The organism is Thermobifida sp., from assembly GCF_017577275.1.
In the GTDB taxonomy this organism is placed as follows: Bacteria; Actinomycetota; Actinomycetes; order Streptosporangiales; family Streptosporangiaceae; genus Thermobifida; species Thermobifida fusca.
In genome coordinates this window covers 21,795-44,368 of the sequence record NZ_PITY01000020.1, presented here as the reverse complement: position 1 = coordinate 44,368, position 22,574 = coordinate 21,795, and the positions used below count along the sequence as shown (strand labels likewise).

23 protein-coding genes are annotated in these 22,574 nt (G+C 68.2%); 14 read left to right on the top strand and 9 right to left on the bottom strand.

From position 1 onward, the window contains the following. Window positions 1–40: 40 nt before the first annotated feature. Both CW348_RS05375 and CW348_RS05370 read right to left on the bottom strand, forming a co-directional pair. Window positions 41–709: a hypothetical protein gene (locus CW348_RS05375; protein ID WP_011291288.1), complete on the bottom strand. Its 669-nt coding sequence runs from the start codon at window positions 707–709 to the stop codon at window positions 41–43. Then, window positions 706–1,236, bottom strand: coding sequence for a SigE family RNA polymerase sigma factor (locus CW348_RS05370; RefSeq protein ID WP_011291289.1), 531 nt, complete (start codon window positions 1,234–1,236; stop codon window positions 706–708). Before CW348_RS05370 ends, CW348_RS05375 begins: the two co-directional genes overlap by 4 nt. Before the next feature lie 311 nt (window positions 1,237–1,547). Here CW348_RS05370 and CW348_RS05365 point away from each other — a divergent pair, with 311 nt between their 5' ends. From CW348_RS05365 to era, 6 genes are all read left to right on the top strand, one after another. Continuing rightward, a complete protein-coding gene (locus CW348_RS05365; protein ID WP_011291290.1) occupies window positions 1,548–1,904 on the top strand; it encodes a histidine triad nucleotide-binding protein in 357 nt (118 codons plus the stop codon). Between the two features lie 183 nt (window positions 1,905–2,087). Next, window positions 2,088–3,134: a PhoH family protein gene (locus tag CW348_RS05360; RefSeq protein ID WP_016188373.1), complete on the top strand. Its 1,047-nt coding sequence runs from the start codon at window positions 2,088–2,090 to the stop codon at window positions 3,132–3,134. Between the two features lie 63 nt (window positions 3,135–3,197). Next, complete coding sequence (ybeY, locus tag CW348_RS05355; RefSeq protein ID WP_104612889.1) at window positions 3,198–3,665, top strand: rRNA maturation RNase YbeY; 468 nt, start codon at window positions 3,198–3,200, stop codon at window positions 3,663–3,665. Next, window positions 3,662–4,981 (top strand): hemolysin family protein, encoded by a 1,320-nt coding sequence (locus CW348_RS05350; RefSeq protein WP_104612888.1) that lies wholly within the window; start codon window positions 3,662–3,664, stop codon window positions 4,979–4,981. Before ybeY ends, CW348_RS05350 begins: the two co-directional genes overlap by 4 nt. A 19-nt stretch (window positions 4,982–5,000) precedes the next feature. Further along, the gene (locus tag CW348_RS05345) at window positions 5,001–5,372 is read left to right on the top strand and encodes a hypothetical protein (RefSeq protein ID WP_011291294.1); all 372 of its coding nucleotides are present in this window, start codon (window positions 5,001–5,003) and stop codon (window positions 5,370–5,372) included. 10 nt (window positions 5,373–5,382) lie between these two features. Further along, window positions 5,383–6,330, top strand: coding sequence for a GTPase Era (gene era / locus CW348_RS05340; RefSeq protein ID WP_011291295.1), 948 nt, complete (start codon window positions 5,383–5,385; stop codon window positions 6,328–6,330). A 19-nt stretch (window positions 6,331–6,349) separates the two neighbouring features. Here era and CW348_RS05335 read toward each other — a convergent pair whose 3' ends face one another. Next, window positions 6,350–7,087: an IclR family transcriptional regulator gene (locus CW348_RS05335; protein ID WP_038043422.1), complete on the bottom strand. Its 738-nt coding sequence runs from the start codon at window positions 7,085–7,087 to the stop codon at window positions 6,350–6,352. 802 nt (window positions 7,088–7,889) lie between these two features. Here CW348_RS05335 and leuA point away from each other — a divergent pair. Beyond that, window positions 7,890–9,596, top strand: a complete 1,707-nt coding sequence (leuA, locus tag CW348_RS05330) for a 2-isopropylmalate synthase (protein WP_104612887.1) — start codon at window positions 7,890–7,892, stop codon at window positions 9,594–9,596. A gap of 108 nt (window positions 9,597–9,704) precedes the next feature. Here leuA and CW348_RS05325 read toward each other — a convergent pair whose 3' ends face one another. After that, window positions 9,705–10,568 (bottom strand): CAP domain-containing protein, encoded by an 864-nt coding sequence (locus tag CW348_RS05325; RefSeq protein ID WP_011291298.1) that lies wholly within the window; start codon window positions 10,566–10,568, stop codon window positions 9,705–9,707. Window positions 10,569–10,753: 185 nt separating this feature from the next. Here CW348_RS05325 and recO point away from each other — a divergent pair, with 185 nt between their 5' ends. The 4 genes from recO (at window position 10,754) to CW348_RS05305 (ending at window position 14,063) form a co-directional block, all read left to right on the top strand. Continuing rightward, window positions 10,754–11,485 (top strand): DNA repair protein RecO, encoded by a 732-nt coding sequence (gene recO, locus CW348_RS05320; protein ID WP_011291299.1) that lies wholly within the window; start codon window positions 10,754–10,756, stop codon window positions 11,483–11,485. After that, window positions 11,482–12,330: an isoprenyl transferase gene (locus tag CW348_RS05315; protein WP_011291300.1), complete on the top strand. Its 849-nt coding sequence runs from the start codon at window positions 11,482–11,484 to the stop codon at window positions 12,328–12,330. Before recO ends, CW348_RS05315 begins: the two co-directional genes overlap by 4 nt. Beyond that, entirely contained in the window at window positions 12,330–13,112 is a 783-nt protein-coding gene (locus CW348_RS05310) for an SGNH/GDSL hydrolase family protein (RefSeq protein WP_011291301.1), read from the top strand. Before CW348_RS05315 ends, CW348_RS05310 begins: the two co-directional genes overlap by 1 nt. Before the next feature lie 147 nt (window positions 13,113–13,259). Further along, window positions 13,260–14,063 (top strand): SGNH/GDSL hydrolase family protein, encoded by an 804-nt coding sequence (locus CW348_RS05305; protein ID WP_011291302.1) that lies wholly within the window; start codon window positions 13,260–13,262, stop codon window positions 14,061–14,063. Between the two features lie 12 nt (window positions 14,064–14,075). Here the strand turns inward: CW348_RS05305 and CW348_RS05300 are convergent, their stop codons facing one another. Genes CW348_RS05300 through CW348_RS05285 form a run of 4 tightly spaced genes read right to left on the bottom strand, consistent with a single transcriptional unit; the run spans window position 14,076 to window position 16,533 of the window. After that, a complete protein-coding gene (locus CW348_RS05300) occupies window positions 14,076–14,465 on the bottom strand; it encodes a Fur family transcriptional regulator (protein ID WP_011291303.1) in 390 nt (129 codons plus the stop codon). Then, entirely contained in the window at window positions 14,462–15,355 is an 894-nt protein-coding gene (locus CW348_RS05295; protein WP_011291304.1) for a metal ABC transporter permease, read from the bottom strand. Before CW348_RS05295 ends, CW348_RS05300 begins: the two co-directional genes overlap by 4 nt. Further along, window positions 15,348–16,142 (bottom strand): metal ABC transporter ATP-binding protein, encoded by a 795-nt coding sequence (locus CW348_RS05290; protein ID WP_016188378.1) that lies wholly within the window; start codon window positions 16,140–16,142, stop codon window positions 15,348–15,350. The genes CW348_RS05295 and CW348_RS05290 overlap by 8 nt, the downstream gene beginning before the upstream one ends. 31 nt (window positions 16,143–16,173) lie before the next feature. Further along, a complete protein-coding gene (locus CW348_RS05285) occupies window positions 16,174–16,533 on the bottom strand; it encodes a DUF6703 family protein (RefSeq protein ID WP_016188379.1) in 360 nt (119 codons plus the stop codon). A 231-nt stretch (window positions 16,534–16,764) separates the two neighbouring features. Between CW348_RS05285 and CW348_RS05280 the strand changes: the two genes are divergently transcribed. Then, window positions 16,765–17,067 carry an antibiotic biosynthesis monooxygenase gene (locus tag CW348_RS05280; protein WP_038043423.1) on the top strand — a complete coding sequence of 101 codons (303 nt, stop codon included), beginning with the start codon at window positions 16,765–16,767 and terminating at the stop codon, window positions 17,065–17,067. A gap of 162 nt (window positions 17,068–17,229) precedes the next feature. Then, the gene (locus tag CW348_RS05275) at window positions 17,230–18,618 is read left to right on the top strand and encodes a glycine--tRNA ligase (protein ID WP_011291308.1); all 1,389 of its coding nucleotides are present in this window, start codon (window positions 17,230–17,232) and stop codon (window positions 18,616–18,618) included. A 60-nt stretch (window positions 18,619–18,678) separates the two neighbouring features. Here CW348_RS05275 and CW348_RS05270 read toward each other — a convergent pair whose 3' ends face one another. After that, window positions 18,679–19,464 carry a hemolysin III family protein gene (locus CW348_RS05270; protein WP_258076881.1) on the bottom strand — a complete coding sequence of 262 codons (786 nt, stop codon included), beginning with the start codon at window positions 19,462–19,464 and terminating at the stop codon, window positions 18,679–18,681. A gap of 349 nt (window positions 19,465–19,813) precedes the next feature. Here CW348_RS05270 and ppdK point away from each other — a divergent pair, with 349 nt between their 5' ends. Further along, window positions 19,814–22,489, top strand: coding sequence for a pyruvate, phosphate dikinase (gene ppdK / locus CW348_RS05265; protein WP_011291310.1), 2,676 nt, complete (start codon window positions 19,814–19,816; stop codon window positions 22,487–22,489). The last annotated feature ends 85 nt before the right edge of the window (window positions 22,490–22,574 follow it).

The following is a 22,574-nucleotide window of genomic DNA, read 5'->3' as shown; positions in this document are numbered from 1 at the left end:
CCGGGCGACTCTTGGCGCGCGGCCGGCACCGGGAAGCGGTTTACTGCGGGTCGCCGCCGGACGGCGGGGGCGGGGAGGCGGTCGGCGTCTTCTCCGCTCCCGGGGAGCCAGGGGATGAGGAGCCGTTCGAGCCGTCGTCCTCGGAGGGGGACGGCGACGGCTCAGGCTCGTCCGGGACAGCCGGCGACTCCGACGGGCACGGGCGTTCCGTGGCGCGGGGGTCTGCTGCGGCACCGCTGTCTGCCCGCTCCCCCGGACTGGGGGACGCGCACGCAGAGCTTCCGAAGACGGTGGGCGGTGCTTCAGCTTCCGGAGCGGACGGCGACGCTTCCGGGGCGGCCGACGGCAGTGTGGAGGGAGCCCCGTGCACCGGAGGCGGCACGACGCCTTCGGGATCGGCCGGCGCCTGCGGTGACTGCGACGGTGTCTCTTCGGCCCGCTGGGTGTCTGAAGCGGAGACGAACGACCCTGGCAGCACCTGGTTGCGGAGCTGCGGGGTCCCGAGCAGCACTGATCCGGCGATCAGCACCGCGGCGCCCACGGCGACGACCGGACGGAACCATGCCAGTCCTGTCCAGGGGAACAGGCTCCGGCGCTCGGTGCGGGCCCGGATCCGTTCCAGCGCGTCGTGGGAGATGGGAATGTCGTCGGCCGCGGCGTGCAAGGCAGCCCTGAGCCGCTTTTCGAAGTCGTCGAATTCTTCGGTCATTTCGTCTGCTCCAGGAGCTTGCGGAGCGTGGAGATACCGCGTGCCGTGTGGCTCTTCACCGCGCCACGGCTGATGCCCATGGCGTCGGCGATCTGAGCTTCGGAGAGGTCTCCGTAGTACCGCAGGACGATGGCCTCCCGCTGCCGCGTCGGTAACGCGCGCAGCGCGTTGACCACCTCGGCGCGCTCCAGTTCGTTAAGTGCACCGTGCTCAGCACTGGGGGCGTCGGGAAGCGCCTTGGGTGCGTGCTTCTCGACAACGGCTCGGTGCCGCAGGACCGACCGGGCTTTGTTGACCACCGCTTGCCGCAGATAGGAAAGCGCTTTGTTGGGGTCGCGGAGCCGCCGCCACGCCCCGTGCATGGCGACGAACGCGTCCTGTACGACTTCTTCGGCAGTGGCGACATCGCGAACGAGGAGGGCAGCGAGTCGCACCAAAGGGCGGTAGTGGTCCGAGTAGAGCTGTGTCACCGCTTGGTCGGCATCCCACCGGGCCGACACCGTAGCCGCGGGCGCTTCCACCACCATGGTTTCGCTCACGTGATGAGGACGCGGCCCCTTCTCGCCGGGTTTACGAAAGGCCATGCCGTTCTTCTCGCTTGGTCGGAGACTGCTGCTGACGGGAAAAGCGTCGATGACCTCCTTCGGCGTTGGGAGCGGGGGAGTCGGGGCCGGACAGGAGCGCGGCCGGCGCGCCGAGAACCAGGATAGTGGCGGTCATAGTGCCTCAGGTGCGGTTATGCGAGGACACGGGATCCCCGGACGCTGCCTAGTCGCGGTTTCCGGCATGATGGGACCCTGGGGCAGCACCCCCGCATTCGGCAACGGAGGGAGAAGCGGTGACCGATCGTCGGTCCGACTGCCTGTTCTGCAAGATCGTCGCCGGGGAAGTGCCCGCCGATATCGTGCGGGAGGGCGAGCGCACGATCGCCTTCCGCGACATCAACCCGCAGGCGCCCACGCACGTGCTGATCATTCCGCGGGACCACTATCCCGACATGGCCAGCGCGGGCGCTGCCGGGATCGGCCTCCTCGACGAGATCGCCCGGGAAGCCGGGGAGATCGCCCGGGCCGAGGGCATTGCGGACAGCGGGTACCGGATGGTCTTCAACACCGGTCCCGGAGCCGGGCAGACCATTTTCCACGTGCACGGCCATCTGCTCGGCGGCCGCGGACTGGAGTGGCCCCCGGGGTGATCGATCGTCCCCGTCCCGGTCGGGAGCGGTCCGGCGGACAGCCCCGGCCGGGACGGGAAAACCTCTCGGGGGATTAAGCACCCGTTGGTAGAATTGCCGAAAAGAAATGAGGCCGCAGGGGCAGGTGAGACACGGCCTCCGGACACGCGAAAGGTAGGGGCGAGACGGCCGCAAGGCCACATCATGGTCGAGTCAACGTACGCGCACACCCAGGTTAAGGTCGTCGTCCCCGAAGAGCAGATGATGCTCCATCTGCTGGGCACCGAAGACGAACTGCTCCGCGTGGTCGAAGACTCTTTCGACAGCGACATCCACGTTCGGGGTAACGAGATCACCATCAGTGGGCGCCCCGAGGACAACGCTCTCGTGGTCCGGCTCATCGAGGAATTGCTGCGGTTCGTGGAGAACGGGACCCAGATCACCCCGGACACGATCGAACGGGTCCTGGCCATGCTCCGCTCCCCCGGACCTGAGCGTCCCGCCGACGTGCTGACGATGAACATCCTGTCGGCGCGGGGGCGCACGATCCGACCCAAGACGCTGAACCAGAAGCGTTACGTCGACGCGATCGACAAGCACACCATCGTCTTCGCGATCGGCCCCGCTGGGACCGGAAAGACCTATCTGGCGATGGCCAAGGCGGTCAAGGCCTTGCAGGCCAAGGAGGTCAACCGGATCATCCTGACGCGTCCCGCGGTCGAAGCGGGAGAGCGGCTGGGCTTCCTGCCGGGCACCCTGTACGAGAAGATTGACCCCTACCTGCGTCCCCTCTACGACGCGCTGCACGACATGCTCGACCCCGACTCCATCCCCAAGCTGATGGCGGCGGGGACGATCGAGGTCGCGCCGCTGGCCTACATGCGGGGCCGTACCCTCAACGACGCTTTCATCATCCTCGACGAGGCGCAGAACACCTCGCCCGAGCAGATGAAGATGTTCCTCACCCGCCTGGGTTTCGGCTCCAAGATCGTGGTTACCGGTGACATCACCCAGGTGGACCTTCCGGAGGGCCAGGAGAGCGGGCTGAGGACGGTGGAGACCATCCTCGACGGCATCGAGGACATCAGCTTCTGCCGTCTGACCAGCAACGACGTCGTCCGACACAAGCTCGTCGGCAAGATCGTGGACGCCTATGGTCGGCACGAAGCTGCACAGCGTCGCAAGCAAGGCAACGGTGCTGTGGGACGGGAGACGCACCGTCCCCATGGGACCGATTCCAGTAGCAGGTGAGCCGCGGCGCAGACCGCATGCCGCAGTGTCCCCGACACCAATGGAACAAGGCCGGTAACAGCAATGAGTATCGACGTCGCGAACGAGTCCGGCGTCCCCGCCGACGAGGAACGGCTGGCCCGACTGGCGCGCTACATCTTGGACGCCCTGCGGGTGCACCCTCTCGCGGAACTGTCCGTGCTCCTCGTTGACGAGGAGCCGATGGCGGATCTGCACGTCCGGTGGATGAATGAACCGGGACCGACCGACGTGCTCTCCTTCCCCATGGACGAGCTCCGCCCGGGCGCTCCGGGGCGGACGTCCGAACCGGGGATCCTGGGGGATGTGGTCATCTGCCCGCAGGTTGCCGCCCGGCAGGCGGAGCGGACCGGGCACAGCATGCAGGACGAGATCGACCTGCTGTGCACGCACGGGATCCTGCACTTGCTCGGCTACGACCACGCCGAGCCGGATGAGCACCGGGAGATGTTCAGCCTGCAGAACGAGCTGCTGGCGGGCTGGCGACGAAGTTTGGAAGAAGAGGAACGGTGAACGGGGCCGCCGGCACGGGGAGTGTCTTCGGACTGGCGGTCTTGCTGATCTGCGGCGCGGCTTTCTTCGTCGCGGCGGAGACCGCGTTCAGCCGCACGGTGCGGTTGGGGGGCAAGGCGCCGAGCCGCGACCATTCCGCGACCCGCCGCCTGCGTCGGGTCGCGGCGGACCCGGCCTACCATCTCAACACGGCGCTGCTGCTCCGGGTCTGCTGCGAGGTGGGGGCCACCCTGGCGTTGGCGGTGGGCTTCCTCACCTGGCTGGGGTTGACCTGGGGGGCGGTCGCCCTCACCGCGGTGGTGACGGTGCTGGTCGACTACGTGCTGGTTGGGGTGATTCCCCGGATTCTGGCGCGGAGGTTCCCCGGGCCTACCGCGGAGGTCGCCGCCGCCGTCGTCGGCCCGGCAACAGTGGTGCTGGGCCCGGTAGCCCGGCTCCTGGTGCGGGCCGGCCAGCTGCTCCTGCCGCGCGGCGGCACCGACCGGGAGGGGCCGTTTGCGACCGAGGAGGAGCTCCGCCACTTGGTGGACCTGGCCGAACGGGGGCACGTCATCGACCCCGAGGAGCGCCGGATGATCCACTCGGTGTTCCAGCTCGACGACACCACGGTGCGCGAGGTGATGATCCCGCGCCCCGACATTGTCTTCCTCGAAGGCGACGTCTCCATTGAGGAAGCCCTGGAAAAGGCGTTGAGCAGCGGATATTCGCGCATCCCGGTGATTAGGGAGAGCCTTGACGACGTCATCGGCATCGTCTACCTCAAGGACCTGGTGGCGCGCCTGTACGATGCGTGGCGCGCGAACGGCGGCGCTCCCGCCCCGGGGCGGACGATCCGCGACGTCATGCGCGAACCCACCTACGTGCCGGATTCCAAGCCCGTCGACGAACTGCTGCGGGAGATGCAGCAGCAGCGCATCCACTTGGCAGTGGTGATCGACGAGTACGGTGGCACCGCGGGAATCGTCACGATCGAGGACATTGTGGAGGAGATCGTCGGGGAGATCACCGACGAGTACGACGACGAAGTCCCCCCGATCGAATGGCTGGACGACAACCGTGCCCGGGTGACTGCGCGGCTGCCGCTGGGTGAGCTCGCGGAACTGTTCGGCGTGGAGATCGACGCGCCGGATGTGGATACGGTCGGCGGGCTGCTCGCCTACGCACTCGGCCGGGTGCCTGTGCCCGGATCCCAGGCAGAGTATGCAGGACTGCGGCTGGTCGCGGAGGATCCGGCGCGCCGCCGTCGCAAGACCGCCACGGTCTTAGTGGAACGGCTGCCCGCCGCCGTGGAATCCACTGATCCGGACCAGTCTTGACCGCAGAAAGGCTATTTCCGTGAGTAACACTGCCCACGAGCTTTCCAACCCCGAGGACACCAAGCTCATCACCCTGGCCCGCTCGTCCCGGGCCCGCAACAGCGCTGCCGAGGGCGCGGCCGTGCGGGACGAGACCGGCCGCACCTATGTGGCCACCACCGTGTCCCTGCCGTCGCTCCAGTTGAGCGCGGTGCAGGCTGCCGTGGCTGCCGCGGTGTCCAGCGGGGCCCAGCGTCTCGAAGCGGCCGTGGTCGTCACCGAAGCCGCGGAGTGGACCGAGGCGGACCGTGCAGTGGCAGCCGACCTCAACACCGAGACCCTGGTGGTGGCCGCGCCCGACGGTACCCCGGTCCGTGTGGAGCAGGGCGCAGCAGGCCGCGGGAACCGGTGAGACTGGAACCATGGACGATCTCGACACCACGACACCGCTTTCCGCACCGACGCAACAGGAGGGTTTCCGCAGCGGTTTCGTCTGCTTCATCGGGCGGCCCAACGTCGGCAAGTCGACGCTGATGAACGCTCTGGTCGGCCGGAAAGTAGCGATCACCAGCGACCGGCCGCAGACCACGCGGCGCACGATCCGCGGCATCGTGCACCGCGAGAACGCGCAGTTGATCATCGTGGACACGCCGGGCCTCCACAAGCCGCGCACCCTGCTCGGGGAGCGGCTGGACAGCCTGGTGCGCTCCACCCTGGTCGAGGTCGACGTGATCGGCTTCTGCATCCCCGCGGACGAGCCGATCGGCCGCGGCGACACCTATATCGCCAGGGAGCTCGCCCAGCAGAAGGAGACCCCGGTGGTGGCGATCGTCACCAAGACCGACAAGGCCCGGCGGGCCCAGATCGCCCAGCAACTGGTGGCGGTCTCCGAACTCGGGGACTGGGCCGACATCGTCCCAGTTTCCGCGGCGAGCGGCTTCCAGCTCGACGAGCTGGTCGACGTGCTCTGCAGCCACCTGCCGGAAGGGCCGCCGCTGTACCCGGACGGCGACCTCACCGACGAGCCCGAGGAGATCCTCGTGGCGGAGCTGGTCCGGGAGGCCGCACTGGCAGGGGTGCGGGAAGAGCTGCCGCATTCGATCGCGGTCGTGGTCGACGAGATGGTGCCGCGCGAAGACCGGGACCTCATCGAGATCTACGCTTCGCTCTACGTGGAGCGGCCCAGCCAGAAGGCGATCGTCATCGGTACGAAAGGCTCCCGGCTACGTGAGGTCGGCACCCGGGCACGCCGGCAGATCGAGGCGCTGCTGGGCAGCCGCGTGTACTTGGACTTGCGGGTGCGGGTCGCCAAAGACTGGCAGAGCGACCCCAAGCAGTTGCGCCGGCTCGGTTTCGACCAGCAGGTGTGACGCGGGCCTGGGCCGCAGGTCACCGCGCCTGGTTGTTGAGGTCGTCGGCGAGTTCGCGGGCGACCTCCCGGACCACGGGAGCGGCTTTGGCCACGAAATCCCAGGTCATCCTGGACTCGGGGCCGGAGATGGAGATGGCCATCATCGCCGGGCCGCCGACGACCGGCACGGCAAGGCAGCGCACGCCGACTTCCTGTTCGCCGTCGTCGATGGCGTAGCCGCGGCTGCGGATACGGGCCAGTTCGGCCGCGAACTCGTCCGGGGTGGTGATGGTGCGGTCGGTGGCCGCGGGCATCCCGGTGCGGCGGACGATGGCCAGGGCTTCGTCGTCGGGGAGCTGGGCGAGGAGCGCTTTGCCGACGCCCGCCGAGTGCGGCAGCACCCTGCGTCCCACTTCGGTGAACATGCGCATGGCGTGCGCGGAGGGCACTTGGGCGACGTAGACGACCTGGTCGCCGTCGAGCATGGCCAGGTTGGCGGTCTCGCCGAGCTCGTCGACGAGGCGAGCGAGGTGCGGGCGGGCCCAGGCGCCGAGCAGGCGGGACGCGCTCTCTCCGAGGCCGATGAGACGGGGGCCGAGAGCGTAGCGGCGGGACGGCAGTTGCCGCACGTAGCCGTTGCTGACCAGGGACCGCACGATGCGGTGGATGGTGGGCAGGGGCAGCCCGGACGACTGCGCGAGTTCGCTGAGCGAGGTCTCCCCGCCCGCCTCGGCCATGATTTCGAGCAGACAGAACGCGCGGTCAAGGGACTGCACGCCACCTGAGCGTTCCCGTTTGCCCGCGGTGACGGTGGTCCCGTTCATGCCGTCGAGTCCGGCGTCACCGGTCGCTGTCTGTGACGTGGTCATAGGAAGTCAGCTCCCATCGCCGTGACCGACTGCGCTGGCGGCCACATGAGTTCTCGGGACCCTTATTCTGCGGTATCCGGGCGGCCATCTGCGGGCATGGCGCCCGTGTTGCGTGGTACGGCAGCGCGGTTGCCGCCTCAAGGCTGAACGGCTTGTGGAGTGCGCGGGCAGCACAGACCGCACCACGTGCTTTCGAAGTGTAGAAGTCAGACTCCGGCATGCGGAAGTAGTGGCGGGCGGGGGGAACGGCCGACTCCGGCCACGGAGCTCGACCAGGCCGCGGTCGTTGCTGTGGGGCGTACCCCGGCGCCTGGGAGCGGGTACTGTCGATGGCCAGTGCGGTCCTGCGTGGCAGGGCTGCTGCCGTGTGCGGCCGGGGAGGGGGACCCAGGGGCCGCGGCGCGGCAGCCGGCGGGACCATCCGGACAGCATGCACCGGACCGAACCTGCCGGAGTCGATGCAGTTCACCGAGGGGAAAACCAGGCGTCGCAGACCCGCGGCACGCCCATGAGCAGTCTCACACTGCGGGCTCCCCGTCCCACTTCGCTCAGCAGTCTGCTAACGTGGCCTTTGTCATGCTGCGTGAGCTGCTCCTGCTTAGCGGCCGCGGCGGGGGCCGATAAGGGCCGGCTCCCTCGCCGCGGAGGTTCGACCTGTCTGCTGTCGGCCGCACGACCGCAAGAAAAAGTCTCACGGGAGCGTATTCACATGATTCCGCAGCAACAGCCGAGTGGCATGCCGTTCCACCGCTACCAGCCGTTCAAGCCGGTCGACCTGCCTGACCGAACCTGGCCCTCGAAGACCATCACCAAAGCTCCTCGCTGGCTCTCCACTGACCTGCGCGACGGCAACCAGGCGCTGATCGAGCCCATGGACACCGAGCGCAAGCGCGAGATCTTCGACCTGCTGGTCCGCATGGGCTACAAGGAGATCGAGGTCGGTTTCCCCGCAGCCAGCCAGACCGACTACGACTTCGTGCGGTACCTGATCGAAGAGGACCGCATCCCCGACGACGTGCAGATCTCGGTGCTGACGCAGGCACGCGAGGAGCTGATTGAACGCACCGTCCAGAGCCTGGTCGGCGCCAAGCGGGCCACCGTCCACCTGTACAACGCGACGTCGCCGGAGTTCCGCCGCATCGTCTTCGGCGTGAACCGCGAAGAGTGCAAGGGCATCGCGGTGGAAGGCACCCGCACCGTCCTGAAGTTCGCCGAGCAGTACCTCAAGGACACCGAGTACTTCGGCTACGAGTACTCGCCGGAGATCTTCATCGACACCGAGCTGGAGTTCGCACTCGAAGTGTGCGAAGCCGTCATGGACGCCTACCAGCCGGGTCCGGACCGGGAGATCATCCTCAACCTGCCCGCCACGGTCGAGCGCGCCACCCCGAACGTGTACGCCGACCAGATCGAGTGGATGAGCCGCAACCTGTCCCGCCGCGAGTATGTGTGCCTGTCCGTGCACCCGCACAACGACCGCGGCACCGCAGTGGCCGCCGCCGAGCTGGCGGTGATGGCGGGCGCCGACCGGGTCGAAGGCTGCCTGTTCGGTCACGGCGAGCGCACCGGCAACGTATGCCTGGTGACCCTGGGCCTGAACCTGTTCAGCCAGGGCATCGACCCGATGATCGACTTCTCCAACATCGACGAGATCCGCCGTACGGTCGAGCACTGCACCCAACTGCCGGTCAACCCCCGCCACCCCTACGGCGGCGACCTGGTGTACACCGCGTTCTCCGGCTCCCACCAGGACGCCATCAAGAAGGGCTTCCACGCCCTGGAGGCCGACGCTGCTGCGGCGGGCGTCCCTGTGGACGAGTACCGGTGGAACATGCCGTACCTGCCCATCGACCCCAAGGATGTGGGCCGCACCTACGAGGCGGTCATCCGGGTCAACAGCCAGTCCGGCAAGGGCGGGGTCTCCTACGTCCTGCAGCGCGACTACTCCATCGACCTGCCGCGCCGTCTGCAGATCGAGTTCTCCCGCGTGGTGCAGCAGTTCGCTGATGCCGAGGGCGGCGAGTTCAGCGGGGAGCGCATCTGGGAGATCTTCACCGACACCTACCTGTCCGAGGGCGTGGTCGGGGTCATGGCGTACCGCTCGGAGACGAGCGAGGACGGCGAGTACTGCATCAGCGCCGACGTCCGGCTGCGCGGCGAGATTCGTGAGATCACCGGCACCGGCAACGGCCCGATCTCCGCGTTCGTGGACGCGCTGGCCGGTGTGGGCTTCAAGCTGCGGGTCCTGGACTACAGCGAGCACGCGTTGAGCGAGGGCGGCGACGCCCGCGCCGCGGCCTACGTCGAAGCCGAAGTCGACGGAAACGTCCTGTGGGGTGTGGGGATCAGCAGCAACATCACGACAGCCTCGCTGAAGGCGGTGTGCAGCGCGGTCAACCGGGCCCAGCAGAGCTGACCTGAGCGCGGCGGATCGGTCGCGGTGCCGCCGCGGCGCGTCCGCCTGACTGTTCGAGAACAGGCACAGGCCCCGCCCGATACGGGCGGGGCCTGTTGGCGTGCTCGACTATTCGCGGCCGAACATCTGGGTCCAGGCACCGTTGGACTCGCCCACCCCCAGCGCGCGGTTGCTGCAGTTGAGGATGTTTCTGCGGTGGCCCGGACTGTTCATCCAGTCGCGCATGACCTGTGCGGCGGTGCGCTGCCCTTTAGCGATGTTCTCCCCGGACCACGCGTGGTAGCCGTGTTCCCGGGCGCGGTCGTCGGGGGTGCGGCCGTCCAGACTGGTGTGCGACATGTAGTTGTTGCGGTCCATGTCCTCGCTGTGCGCCTGTGCGGCGGCGGTCAGCCGGTCGTCGGCCCGGACGGGGGGACAGCCCGCTGCGGCGCGCTCTTCGTTGACCAGCGCGAAAACTTGGGCGCTCAACGCGTTCATGCTTCCGGTGGACCCGCTCCGGGACGAAGGGGCGGACGAGGATCCCGAACCTCCGCCTCCGGAACCGCTTTGCCCACCCGATCCCGTACTGCTGCCAGAGGAGGCCTCCTCTTCGGCGCTGTTCTGCTCCTCAGCCTGGGTTTTCACCCCGTCACGCCGTTGCTCGGCCTGCACGTTGGGGGGAGGACTGGGGGAGGGGATGGGCGGTGCCGCTTCCGCTTCCGCGCTGGGGAAGAAGGGGGTGGGCACCGCGGCGTCGTTGGGAAGCAGTGACCCGGGTGCATAAGAGGACGGATCACTGCTGGGCATGCGCATCGACCCGAACACCAGCACCGCGGCCAGCACCAACCCTACGGGGAGGGCGAGGAGCGCGGTGAGCAGTGTGCCGCTTATCCGGCGCCGTCGTAGGGGAGGACGCCTGCGGCGGCGCCGGGAGGGCGGTGGGCGGCGCCGATGCGACCGGGAGCCGAGCGGGGATTGCTCGTCCTCGGACATTCGCCTGCCTCCGTTCGTGAGGGGACCTCGGACGGGGGATGCGGGATTTTCCGTTGGGGGATGATGGTAGACGACGAAAAACCCCAAAGTGTTATCCGTCCGAAATATGTCACAGGATTGCGGCGGGCGAAAAGTGGGAATGAGGACAGGCCGTTGCGGTCCGTCGCATCGGTGACAATGGGAGAGTGAGCCTCTACCGAGATGAAGGCATCGTCCTTCGTACTCAGGACCTAGGAGAGGCCGACCGGATCGTGACTCTGCTGACCCGGCGCACCGGGTTGGTCCGCGCGGTCGGCAAGGGGGTGCGCCGCACCCGGTCCCGCTTCGGGGCGCGCCTCGAACCGTTCACCCACATCGACGTGCAACTCCACGCCGGCAAGAGCCTTGACGTGGTCACGCAGGTCGACACCCTGCACGCGTACGGGAGTGTCCTGGTCACCGACTATCCACGCTACACCGCGGGGGTCGCGATGCTGGAGACCGCAGAGAAGGTCGTGAGCGTGGAGAAAGACCCGGCGCTGCGGCAGTTCCTGCTGCTGTGGGGCGGACTGCGGACCCTCGCCGAGGGCGCGCACGACCCCCGCCTGGTCCTCGACGCCTACCTGCTGCGCTCCCTCGCCGTCGCCGGCTATGCCCCCGCTCTGGAAGAATGTGCCCATTGCGGTGTGCCGGGACCGCACCGGGAGTTCGCGGTGCACGCCGGGGGTATGGTGTGCTCGCTGTGCCGTCCCGCGGGCTCGGTCAAGCCGTCCCCCGCAGCAGTGGCGCTGATGGTGGCGCTGCTGCGCGGTGACTGGGAGAGCGCCGATGCGAGCGCTGAGCGGGACCGCACCGAATGCAGCGGCCTGGTCGCCGCCTATCTCCAGTGGCACCTGGAGAACGGAGTCCGATCTTTGCGCCTTGTGGAGCGTGCGTGAGTCCCAAGACCGTCTTCTCGACCGACACCCACCGGGAGCCGATACCCCCGCAACCGCACCCCAGCGGGGCTCGGCCACCCCAGTTACCCCGAGAACTCATTCCCCGGCACGTGGCAATCGTCATGGACGGCAACGGCCGCTGGGCCAAGCAGCGCGGCCTGCCCCGTACTGAAGGGCACAAGGCGGGCGAGTCCTCCCTGTTCGACGTGATCGAGGGAGCGCTGGAGCTCGGCGTGCCCTACCTGTCCGCCTACGCGTTCTCCACGGAGAACTGGAAGCGCTCCCCGGACGAGGTGCGCTTCCTCATGGGGTTCAACCGCGACGTGATCCGACGCCGCCGTGACGAGCTGCACGCACGCGGGGTGCGGGTGCGCTGGGCGGGACGGCCGGGACGGCTGTGGAAGAGCGTCATCAAAGAGCTCACCGAAGCCGAAGAGCTGACCAAGCACAACACCAAGCTCACGCTGCAGTTCTGCGTGAACTACGGGGGCCGTGCCGAGATCGCGGACGCGGCCGCGGCCCTGGCCCGGGATGTGGCTGCCGGCCGCCTCTCCCCCAACCGGGTCACCGAGGCCACGCTCGCTCGCTACCTGTACCACCCGGACATCCCCGACGTGGACCTGTTCATCCGTTCCTCCGGGGAGCAGCGCCTCTCCAATTTCCTGCTCTGGCAGTCGTCGTACGCGGAATTCGTGTTCCTCGACACGCTCTGGCCCGACTTCGACCGGCGGCACTTCTGGCAGGCCTGCGAGATCTACGCCCGCCGGGACCGTCGCTACGGGGGAGCCGAACCCAACCCGGTGGGGCCGCCGCAGTCCGCTGCCGGAGCGCAGGGGCAGGACTGATGGGAGCGCTCGCCCCTGGGATGCCGGTGGACTACGTGGCCATCGGCGACAGTTTCACCGAAGGCGTGGGGGACTGGTACCCCGACGGCACCCCGCGCGGCTGGGCGGACCGGTTCGCCGACCGCCTGGCGGAGTACAGCGGACAGTTGCGTTACGCCAATCTCGCGGTGCGCGGCAGGCTGCTGCGCCAGGTCATGGAGGAGCAGCTGCCCCGCGCTTTGGAGTTGGCCCCCACCCTGGTGACGTTCAGCGCGGGCGGAAACGACCTGCTCCGCCCGAGCGGCGACCCGGACCGGCTGGCGCGGGCCCTGGAGATCGGGGTGCGTCAGCTCCGCGCGTCCGGCGCCGAGGTGGTGCTGTTCACCGGGGTCAACATCGCCACCGGGTACATGCGCGGGCTGATCGGCCGGTTCGCCCGCTACTACCTCAACATCCGCGCGATCGCGGACCGCTACGGCTGCTTCCTCGTCGACCAGTGGTCTATGCCCGTGTTCCGGGACCCGCGGGCCTGGGACACCGACCGGCTGCACCTGTCGGCGGAGGGGCACCGCCGGTTGGCGCTGCGGGTGTGCGAAGTCGTGGGGGTGCCGGTCGACGAGGACTGGAACGCCCCGTGGCCGCCGGCCGCTCCAGTGTCGCGCGCGCAGGCGTGGCGGGAGGATGCGCGCTGGGTCCGCCAGTATCTGGTGCCGTGGATCCACCGGCGGCTGACCGGCCGTTCGTCCGGGGACACGGTGACCGCAAAGCGTCCGGTGTTGGAGAAGTACCCGCCGCAGGACTAGGGGCGGCGCCCCTGCCCGCACTACGCGCAGCGGGGGCAAAACCCCTGATCGGCAGGGGGAGCGCGGGTGTGAGGGCCGCGACAAAATCCGGTAATCCACAAACCTACTGTCGCGTAACCGTGGATTTACCGTGCATGATCCTCTAATATGAGCGGCTTTACTCTCGGGAAGGACATCCTCTCCTACGTGGCTGTCGGTGACAGCTTCACTGAAGGACTCGACGACCCCTACCCGGACAGCGCGCGCTTCCCCCAGGGCCGGTACCGCGGGTGGGCGGACCGCTTCGCCGAACACCTGGCCCGGCACGTGCGCGAGGTGCGCTACGCCAACCTCGCGGTGCGTGGCAAACTCCTGCGCCAGATCCTTACCGAACAGCTCCCCCGAGCCGTGGAACTCCGCCCCGACCTCGTCACGCTCTGCGCGGGCGGCAACGACATCCTCCGCCCCGGCTCCGACCCGGACACGCTGGCCGACGCGTTCGAGGGCGCGGTGCGCCAACTGCGCGACACCGGAGCGGACGTCGTGATCTTCACGGGGTTCGACACCGGGTTCCAACCGGTCATGCGGCACCTGCGGGGCAAGATCGCCACCTACAACATGCACCTGCGCGGCATCGCCGACCGCTACCACTGCCGTGTCGTGGACCTGTGGAGCATGAAGATCTTCCAGGACCGCCGCGCCTGGAGCGACGACCGGCTGCACCTGTCGGCGGAGGGGCACCGCCGCTTGGCGCTGCGGGTGTGCGAAGTGATGGGGGTGCCGGTCGACGAGGACTGGAACGCCCCGTGGCCGCAAGAACCGCCGGCGCCCTGGCACCAGGCCCGGCAGGAGGACCTGCGCTGGGCCCGCCAGCACCTGGTGCCGTGGATCCACCGGCGGTTGACGGGCCGCTCCTCCGGCGACGGAGTGCGGCCCAAACGCCCGAACCTGGAACCGCTGGTCCGGCGGTGACGTCCCGCGGAATCAGGTGCGGGGCTTGGCCGCGGCACAGTCGGAGCAGGTACCGAAGAGTTCCAATGTGTGGGTGAGGTCGACGAAGCCGTGCTGGGCGGCGAGTTCGTCCGCCCAGCTTTCCACTGCCGGGCCTTCAATCTCCACGGCTTTGCCGCAGTCCCGGCAGACCAAGTGGTGGTGGTGCGTGGGGGTACTGCAGGCCCGGTAGACGGCTTCACCTTCGTCCGTCATCAGGACATCCACTTCACCCGCATCGGTGAGTGCCTGCAGGGCGCGGTAGACAGTGGTCAGGCCGATCTTGGCGCCGTCAGCCCGCAAAGACGCGTAGAGGTCTTGAGCGCTGCGAAAGCCGTTGCTCTTGTGCAGGGCCTGGCGGACAGCCTCACGACGTGAGCTCATGGCGAAACACTCCCCGGATCAGTCCCGGAAATCGTACCCACCGCCGGAGGAGACTCCGCCTCAGGGACGGTTCGGAATCGCCTGCGGCGCAGCAGGATTCCGCCTCCTGCGGCGGTAACGAACAGTGCGATCGCGACCAGCACGATGGCGGCGCCCGGCGCGGTGTCGGTGTAGTACGCGGTGGAGAGACCGGTGAGTGCAGCGAGCACGCCGAGGAGCACCGCCAGTCGTACCGTGGCCCGAAAACTACGGGTGAGCTGCTGGGCCGCAGCCACCGGAACAACCATCAGCGCGCTGACGAGCAGCACCCCCACGACCCGCATCGCCAAGACCACGGTGACCGCGGCGACGACCGCGAGCACTGTGCTGAGGAAGCGGACCGGGATGCCGTGCACCCGGGCCAGCTCCTCGTCTTGGCAGAGGACGAAGAGCTCCCGTCCGAAGTAGCCCAGGACCGCGAGGACGGCGACGGCGAGCAGGGCGACCAGGACCACGTCCTGCGGGCTCACCGTGCTGACCGAGCCGAACAGGAAGGACGTAAGGTCGGCGCTGGTCGCTCCGGGGGCCAGCCCGGTGAGGAAGACGCCCCCGGCGATCCCGCCGTAGAACAGCAGCGCCAGGGCGAGGTCCCCGCTGGTCCGGGTGTGGGTGCGGACGAGTTCGATGAGCACTGCGCCGACCGCGGAGACGACGAGCGCGGTCAGCACGGGGGAGGTGTGGGTGAGGAACCCCAGCCCTACCCCGGTCAGCGCCACGTGTCCGATCCCGTCGCCGAGCAGGGCGAGCCGGCGCTGGACGAGGAACACCCCGATGACGGGGGCGGTCATGCCGACCAGGGCGGATGTGATGAAGGCGCGGACCATGAAGTCGAGCTGGAGTATCTCAGGCACGGCGTGAGACCTCGATGTACGGAAGGGTGGGCGGAGGACGTCCGGTGTCGGTGCGGGAGTGGTCGCGGCCCGAGCAGCAGCCGTGGTCCGAGTGCTGCGGCGCACCGTCACTGACCAGTGTGCCGTTCTCCAGGGTGAGGGCCCGGCCGATCAAAGGTTCGAGCGGTCCGAGTTCGTGGAGGACCAGCAGGATGGTGGCGCCCCGCGCGGCGAGGCTTTCGATCGTGCGGGCCAGGGCCTGCTGGTTGGCCGCGTCCACCCCGGCCATGGGCTCGTCCATGACGAAGATGTCGGGCTCCCCGGCAAGGGCACGGGCGATGAGGACGCGCTGCTGCTGGCCGCCGGACAGGTGGTAGACGGAGTCGTCGGCGCGGTCGAGCAGTCCTACCGCGGTCAGCGCCTCGGTGACCGCGTCCCGGTCGTGCGCGGTGAGGGGGCGGAATCGGCGGCGCCGGTTGATCCGCCCGGAAGCGACGATTTCGCGCACGGTCGCCGGGACACCGCCGCCGACGGAGAGGCGTTGCGGCACGTAGCCGATCTGCGCCCAGTCACGGAAGCGGCGGAGCGGGGTCCCGCCGATCCACACCTGTCCACCGGAGAGCGGCACCACGCCGAGCAGGGCGCGGACCAGGGTGGACTTGCCTGACCCGTTCGGTCCCATGACGGCGACGGTCTCTCCTCGGGCGATCTCGAAGGAGACGTCGCGCAGCACGGGCTTGCCGTCGTACGCTACGGCGACGTCGCGTGCGGTGAAGGCAGGCGCGGTGGGCAGGCTCGATGACGACACTTTTTCAGTGTCGCGAAAACGAAAATGATTGTCAAAATATCCCGGATTGGAGTACTCCGAGCCCGAGGAGCACCGCCACCACGACGCACCGCATCGCTCGCTCAGCCGACGACAGCCGCGGCCAGGCCAGGTAGCCCAGCCAGGCGAAGAACAGGGCCAGCAGGACGAGGAGCAGCGTGCCCACGATCCCGGTCAGCAGCAGGCCGGAGAAGAACACCCCGACCACGGCGACAGGCAGGACCCACCCGGGGGCGTGGTGCAGGACGAGCAGGGGGAGCGCGCTCCGCTCCTCCACGGCGCGGCGTAGTCGGGACACTTCAGCAGCGGCAGAGGGCTCCTCGTCCGGGAGACGGCGACCAGCGGGCTCAGTGTGGTGCTCTTTGGGGGACACCCGGCTTTCCTCCACAGCATTGGGGCGACGGTCTAAGCGTACTGAGTGACGGCCTCACCGCCGAGGGGTTGCAGCAGCGGGACGGGCGGTGCCCGGAGTACCGCGAGGACCGTGCGGCGCTTCTAGTCGAGGAGCGCCCGCACGGCACCGCACCCTCTGCCCGCTGCGGGCCGGGCGACGTCCGCTGCGGCTGGATCTGCGCCGCATCACCCGCTATGGCACCATGGCGTGGTGATCGTCATCACCAGACACACCGTCGCCACCGAAGACTCTGAGGAGTTCGTCGCCCACGCCAAAGCGGCGCTGGACGTGCTGTCGCAGAGGCCCGGCTACCGCCGGGGGTCCCTGGCACGCGCGGTCGACGACCCCACGCTGTGGACGGTGGTCACCGAATGGGACGGGCCGGGCTACTACCGCCGGGCGCTCTCCCACTACGACGTCAAGGTCACCGCGGTACCGCTGCTGTCCACCGCCCACGACGAGCCCAGTGCGTTCGAGACCCTGGCCCGCCAGGCGCCCGCGGCGGAGGACTGACGCACGGCACTGCGGGACCGCAGACACTCGGCAAAACAGACAAGTCGCTGAGCGGCATAAAGTCGGTGGTGAGTCCAATAGGCTTGAGGACCGTACCTATTTCGAGCGTCGCGCCTTTCCGCGATCCGCCGACCGCCAGCCGGATGGATGGAGTCAATCACTATGGCCGCTAAGTCAGAGGCAATGGACACCCTGGTCAGTCTTGCCAAGCGCCGGGGATTGGTCTACCCCTCGAGCGAGATCTACGGGGGTCTGCGCGCCTCGTGGGACTACGGCCCTCTGGGCGTGGAGCTGAAGAACAACGTCAAGCGCCAGTGGTGGCGCGCCATGGTCCAGGAGCGTGAGGACATCGTCGGCCTCGACTCCTGCGTCATCCTGGCCCGTGAGGTCTGGGAGGCGTCCGGCCACGTCGACGCCTTCGTCGACCCGCTCACCGAGTGCCAGTCCTGCCACAAGCGCTTCCGTGCCGACCACCTCACCGAGGCCTACGAGGCCAAGCACGGCAAGCCTCCGGCGAACGGACTGGCGGACCTCAACTGCCCTCACTGCGGCGCTAAGGGTGCGTTCACCGAGCCGCGGATGTTCAGCGGTCTGCTGCGCACCTACGTGGGACCGGTGCAGGACGAGAGCGGCCTGGCGTTCTTGCGCCCGGAGACCGCGCAGGGCATTTTCATCAACTACAAGAACGTCGAGCAGTCGTCGCGCCGGAAGATCCCGTTCGGAATCGCCCAGATCGGCAAGTCGTTCCGTAACGAGATCACCCCGGGCAACTTCATCTTCCGCACCCGCGAGTTCGAGCAGATGGAGGTGGAGTTCTTCGTCCGGCCGGGAACGGACGAGGAATGGCACCAGTACTGGATCGACACGCGGCTGCAGTGGTACATCGACCTGGGGATCAACAAGGACAACCTGCGGCTGTACGAGCACCCGAAGGAGAAGCTGTCCCACTACTCCAAGCGGACCGTGGATATCGAGTACCGGTTCAACTTCGCCGGGAGCGAGTGGGGCGAGCTGGAGGGCATCGCCAACCGCACTGACTACGACCTGTCCACGCACTCCAAGAGGTCGGGCACGGACTTGTCCTACTTCGACCAGGAGACCAACACACGGTTCATCCCTTACGTGATCGAGCCGTCGGCGGGTGTCGACCGGACGATGCTCACCTTCCTGCTCGACGCCTACACCGAGGACGAGGCGCCGAACGCCAAGGGCAAGATGGAGAAGCGCGTCGTCATGCGGCTGGACCCGCGGCTGGCCCCGGTCAAGGCGGCGGTGCTGCCGCTGTCGCGCAACGCGGACCTGTCGCCGAAGGCCCGGGACTTGGCCGCGAAGCTGCGCAAGCGGTGGAACGTGGAGTTCGACGACGCCGGGGCGATCGGCCGCCGCTACCGCCGCCAGGACGAGATCGGCACCCCGTTCTGCGTGACGATCGACTTCGACACGCTGGAAGACAACGCGGTGACGGTCCGCGAGCGCGACTCGATGGCTCAGGAACGCATCTCGATCGACCAGGTCGAGCAGTACCTCGCGGAGCGGCTCGCCGGGTGCTGACCCGTACGGCGGCCCGTTGACGTTGCGGCCCTGGACCGTTTTGGTCCGGGGCCGCAGTGGTTACTGCGCCGGTGCGGCGGCGGTGACGACGGCGAACACCGCGATGTACTGGCAGGCGAAGGCCGCAATGGTCAGCACGTGGAAGATTTCGTGGAAGCCGAACCAGCGCGGGAACGGGTCGGGGCGTTTCAGCGCGTACACCAGAGCGCCGAGGCTGTAAAGGATTCCTCCGGTGAGGACGAGCAGCAGGGGGACGGCTGCCACGCCGCGGATCAGGTCGGGCAGGAACAGGACGGCGATCCACCCCAGGGCCACGTACAGCGTGGTGGACAGCCAGCGCGGGGCGTGGAGCCACACCAGGGTGAACAGGACTCCGGCCGCGGCGCATCCCCAGATCAGGGCTAGCATCGCGGTGCGCTGGGTCCCGTCGAGGACGAGCAGGACGAACGGCGTGTAGGTGCCGGCGATGATCAGGTAGATGTTGGCGTGGTCGAGGCGGCGGAGTGCAGCCGCGGTCCGGGGGGACCAGCGGCCGATGTGGTAGGCCGCTGAGATGCTGAACAGCAAGACCGCGCTGAGGCCGTAGATTGCGCTGGCGAGCCGGGCCGCAGTGGTGGGCGCAAACCCGATGAGGATGATGCCTGCGATGAGGGCCAGGGGGGCGGTGCCTAAATGCAGCCAGCCGCGTAGGCGAGGCTTGGCCGAGTGCAGGAGGTGGGCGGCGGCCGCCTCGACCCGGGTGAGCGGGGTCGGGGAGGGGTGCGGGCGTTCTGCTGGGGGGCGGTTTTCCGGCTGTGCAGCCACGTTCTTCTGTGCCACCTCTCCTTCGTGGGCGCCGAGCGGCATTGCTTCTGGAGCGTAACTTACGCATTCGTAGGTTACTTGGCGGTAGCGATGTGGTGCTGGGCACATTTCCGGGCTGATGTCGGGCGGAGTGGACCAATTTTCTCCCCCTCGGTCGGGTGAGTGGTCTAAATCTCTTTTGATCTCGTGTTTTGCAGGTCGTTCCCTGGTGCTCCTCGCGGAAATAGTGCCCTGAACTGGGACAAAACGGATGGACCATTGGTTTATACCATTCGAATGCCTATGACCTGCGAAAACACTCAAATAAGGGGTGTGCTGAACAAAGTTGCTCGACAGGGTCGGGTAGAGTCGCGCCATCTTTTAGGCCGCCCGACCGTAGCAAGGAGTTCCCGTGCCCAAGTACGTGTACGACTTCACCGAGGGGAACAAGGACCTCAAGGATCTCCTCGGAGGCAAGGGTGCCAACCTCGCGGAGATGACCAACCTTGGCCTTCCCGTGCCGCCCGGGTTCACCATCACCACTGAGGCGTGCCGGCACTACCTCGAGCACGGGACCATGCCCCCGGGGTTAGACGCCCAGATCGAAGAGAAGCTGGCCGCCCTTGAAGCGACCATGGGCAAGCGCCTCGGCCAGCCCGACAACCCGCTGCTGGTGAGCGTACGCTCGGGCGCCAAGTTCTCCATGCCCGGCATGATGGAGACCGTCCTCAACATCGGTCTCAACGACGAGTCGGTCAAAGGACTTGCCGCCCAGTCCGGCAACGAGCGGTTCGCCTGGGACTCCTACCGCCGCCTCATCCAGATGTTCGGCAAGACCGTACTGGGCATCGATGGCGACCTGTTCGAGGACGCCATCGACGACCTCAAGGCCCGCAAAGGCGTCACCAGCGACCTCGACCTAGACGCCGCCGACCTCGCCGGGCTCGTCGACACGTTCAAGACCATCGTCCGGGAAGCCACCGACGCGGAGTTCCCCACCGACCCGCGCGAACAGATGCGCCTGGCCATCGAAGCCGTCTTCAAGTCCTGGAACGCCCCCCGCGCCGTCCTCTACCGGCGCCAGGAGCGCATCCCCAGCGACCTGGGCACCGCGGTCAACATCTGCTCCATGGTCTTCGGCAACCTCGGCATGGACTCCGGCACCGGAGTGGCCTTCACCCGCGACCCCGCCACCGGCCAGCAGGGCGTCTACGGCGACTACCTGCAGAACGCGCAAGGTGAGGACGTCGTCGCGGGGATCCGCAACACCATCCCCCTCACCGAACTGGAGCGGATCGACCCCAAGAGCTACGCCGAACTGCTCGAGATCATGGAGAAACTCGAGCGGCACTACCGCGACCTGTGCGACATCGAGTTCACCATCGAGCGCGGCAAACTGTGGATGCTGCAGACCCGCGTGGGCAAGCGCACCGCTGCCGCAGCCTTCCGTATCGCCAACCAGCTCGTCGACCAGGGGCTCATCACCCTGGAAGAAGCGGTGAACCGGGTCAGCGGCGAGCAGCTCGCCCAGCTCATGTTCCCCCGCTTCGACGAGAAGGCCGAACGCGACCTGCTGGGCCGGGGCATGAACGCCTCCCCGGGCGCGGCCGTGGGGCGCGCGGTCTTCGACTCCGCCACCGCCGTCGCGTGGTCGCGCAACGGGGAGAAGGTCATCCTGTGCCGCCGGGAGACCAACCCCGACGACCTGGAAGGCATGCTCGCTGCCCAGGGCATCCTCACCAGCCGCGGCGGCAAGACCTCGCACGCCGCCGTCGTGGCCCGCGGCATGGGCAAGACCTGCGTCTGCGGTGCCGAAGAGCTCGACATCGACACCAAGAACCGCCAGTTGACCGCGCCGGACGGCCGGGTCATCAAGGAAGGCGACGTCATCTCCATCGACGGCACCACCGGTGAAGTGTTCCTCGGCGAAGTCCCCGTCGTGGCCTCCCCGATCGTGCGCTACTTCGAAGGCGAGCTCGACCCCTCCTCGGCGGAAGCCGACGACCTGGTCCGCGCCGTCGACCGGATCATGCGGTACGCCGACGCCAAGCGCCGCATGGCTGTGCGTGCCAACGCCGACACCCCCGAGGACGCGGCCCGCGCCCGGCGCATGGGCGCCCAGGGGATCGGCCTGTGCCGCACCGAGCACATGTTCCTCGGTGACCGCCGCGCCCTGGTGGAACGGCTGATCCTCGCCGACACCGACCAGGAGCGGGACGAGGCTCTCGCCGCCCTCCTGCCGCTGCAGCGCGAGGACTTCACCGGCATCTTCGAGGCGATGGACGACCTGCCCGTCACCGTGCGGCTGCTCGACCCGCCGCTGCACGAGTTCCTGCCCGACATCACTGAACTGTCGGTGCGTGTGGCCGTAGCGGAGGCGCGCGGTGAGAAGAACGAAGGGGACCTGCGGCTGCTCCAGGCCGTCCACCGGCTGCACGAGCAGAACCCGATGCTGGGCCTGCGCGGGGTCCGCCTCGGCCTCGTCGTACCGGGACTGTTCACCATGCAGGTACGGGCGATCGCCGAGGCTGCGGCCGCACGGATCAAGCAGGGCGGCCGTCCGCGCCCCGAGATCATGATCCCGCTGGTCGGCACCGTCCAGGAGCTGGAGATCATCCGCGAGGAGTCGGTGCAGGTCATCCGCGAGGTCGCCGCCGAGCACGGGGTGGAGCTCGACATCCCGATCGGCACCATGATCGAGCTGCCCCGCGCCGCGCTCACTGCCGGGCAGATCGCGGAGAGCGCCGAGTTCTTCTCCTTCGGCACCAACGACCTCACCCAGACCACCTGGGGCTTCTCCCGCGACGACGTGGAAGCCTCCTTCTTCTCCACCTACCTGGAGAAGGGAGTGTTCGGCGTCTCCCCGTTCGAGTCGCTGGACGTCGACGGGGTGGGACGGCTGGTCCGCATCGCCGCGGAGGAAGGCCGCGCCACTCGCCCCGGCCTCAAGCTCGGGGTCTGCGGTGAGCACGGCGGCGACCCAGCCTCGGTGCACTTCTTCCACGAGGTGGGCCTGGACTACGTCTCCTGCTCGCCGTTCCGCGTCCCCGTCGCCCGCCTCGAAGCGGGACGGGCCGCGCTCCGCTAACCTGCGCCAACGCCGATAAGCACGGTGGTCCCCGCCTTGCGACCCTGCTCCGAGGCGGGGACTTCATATATGACGAATACAAGAC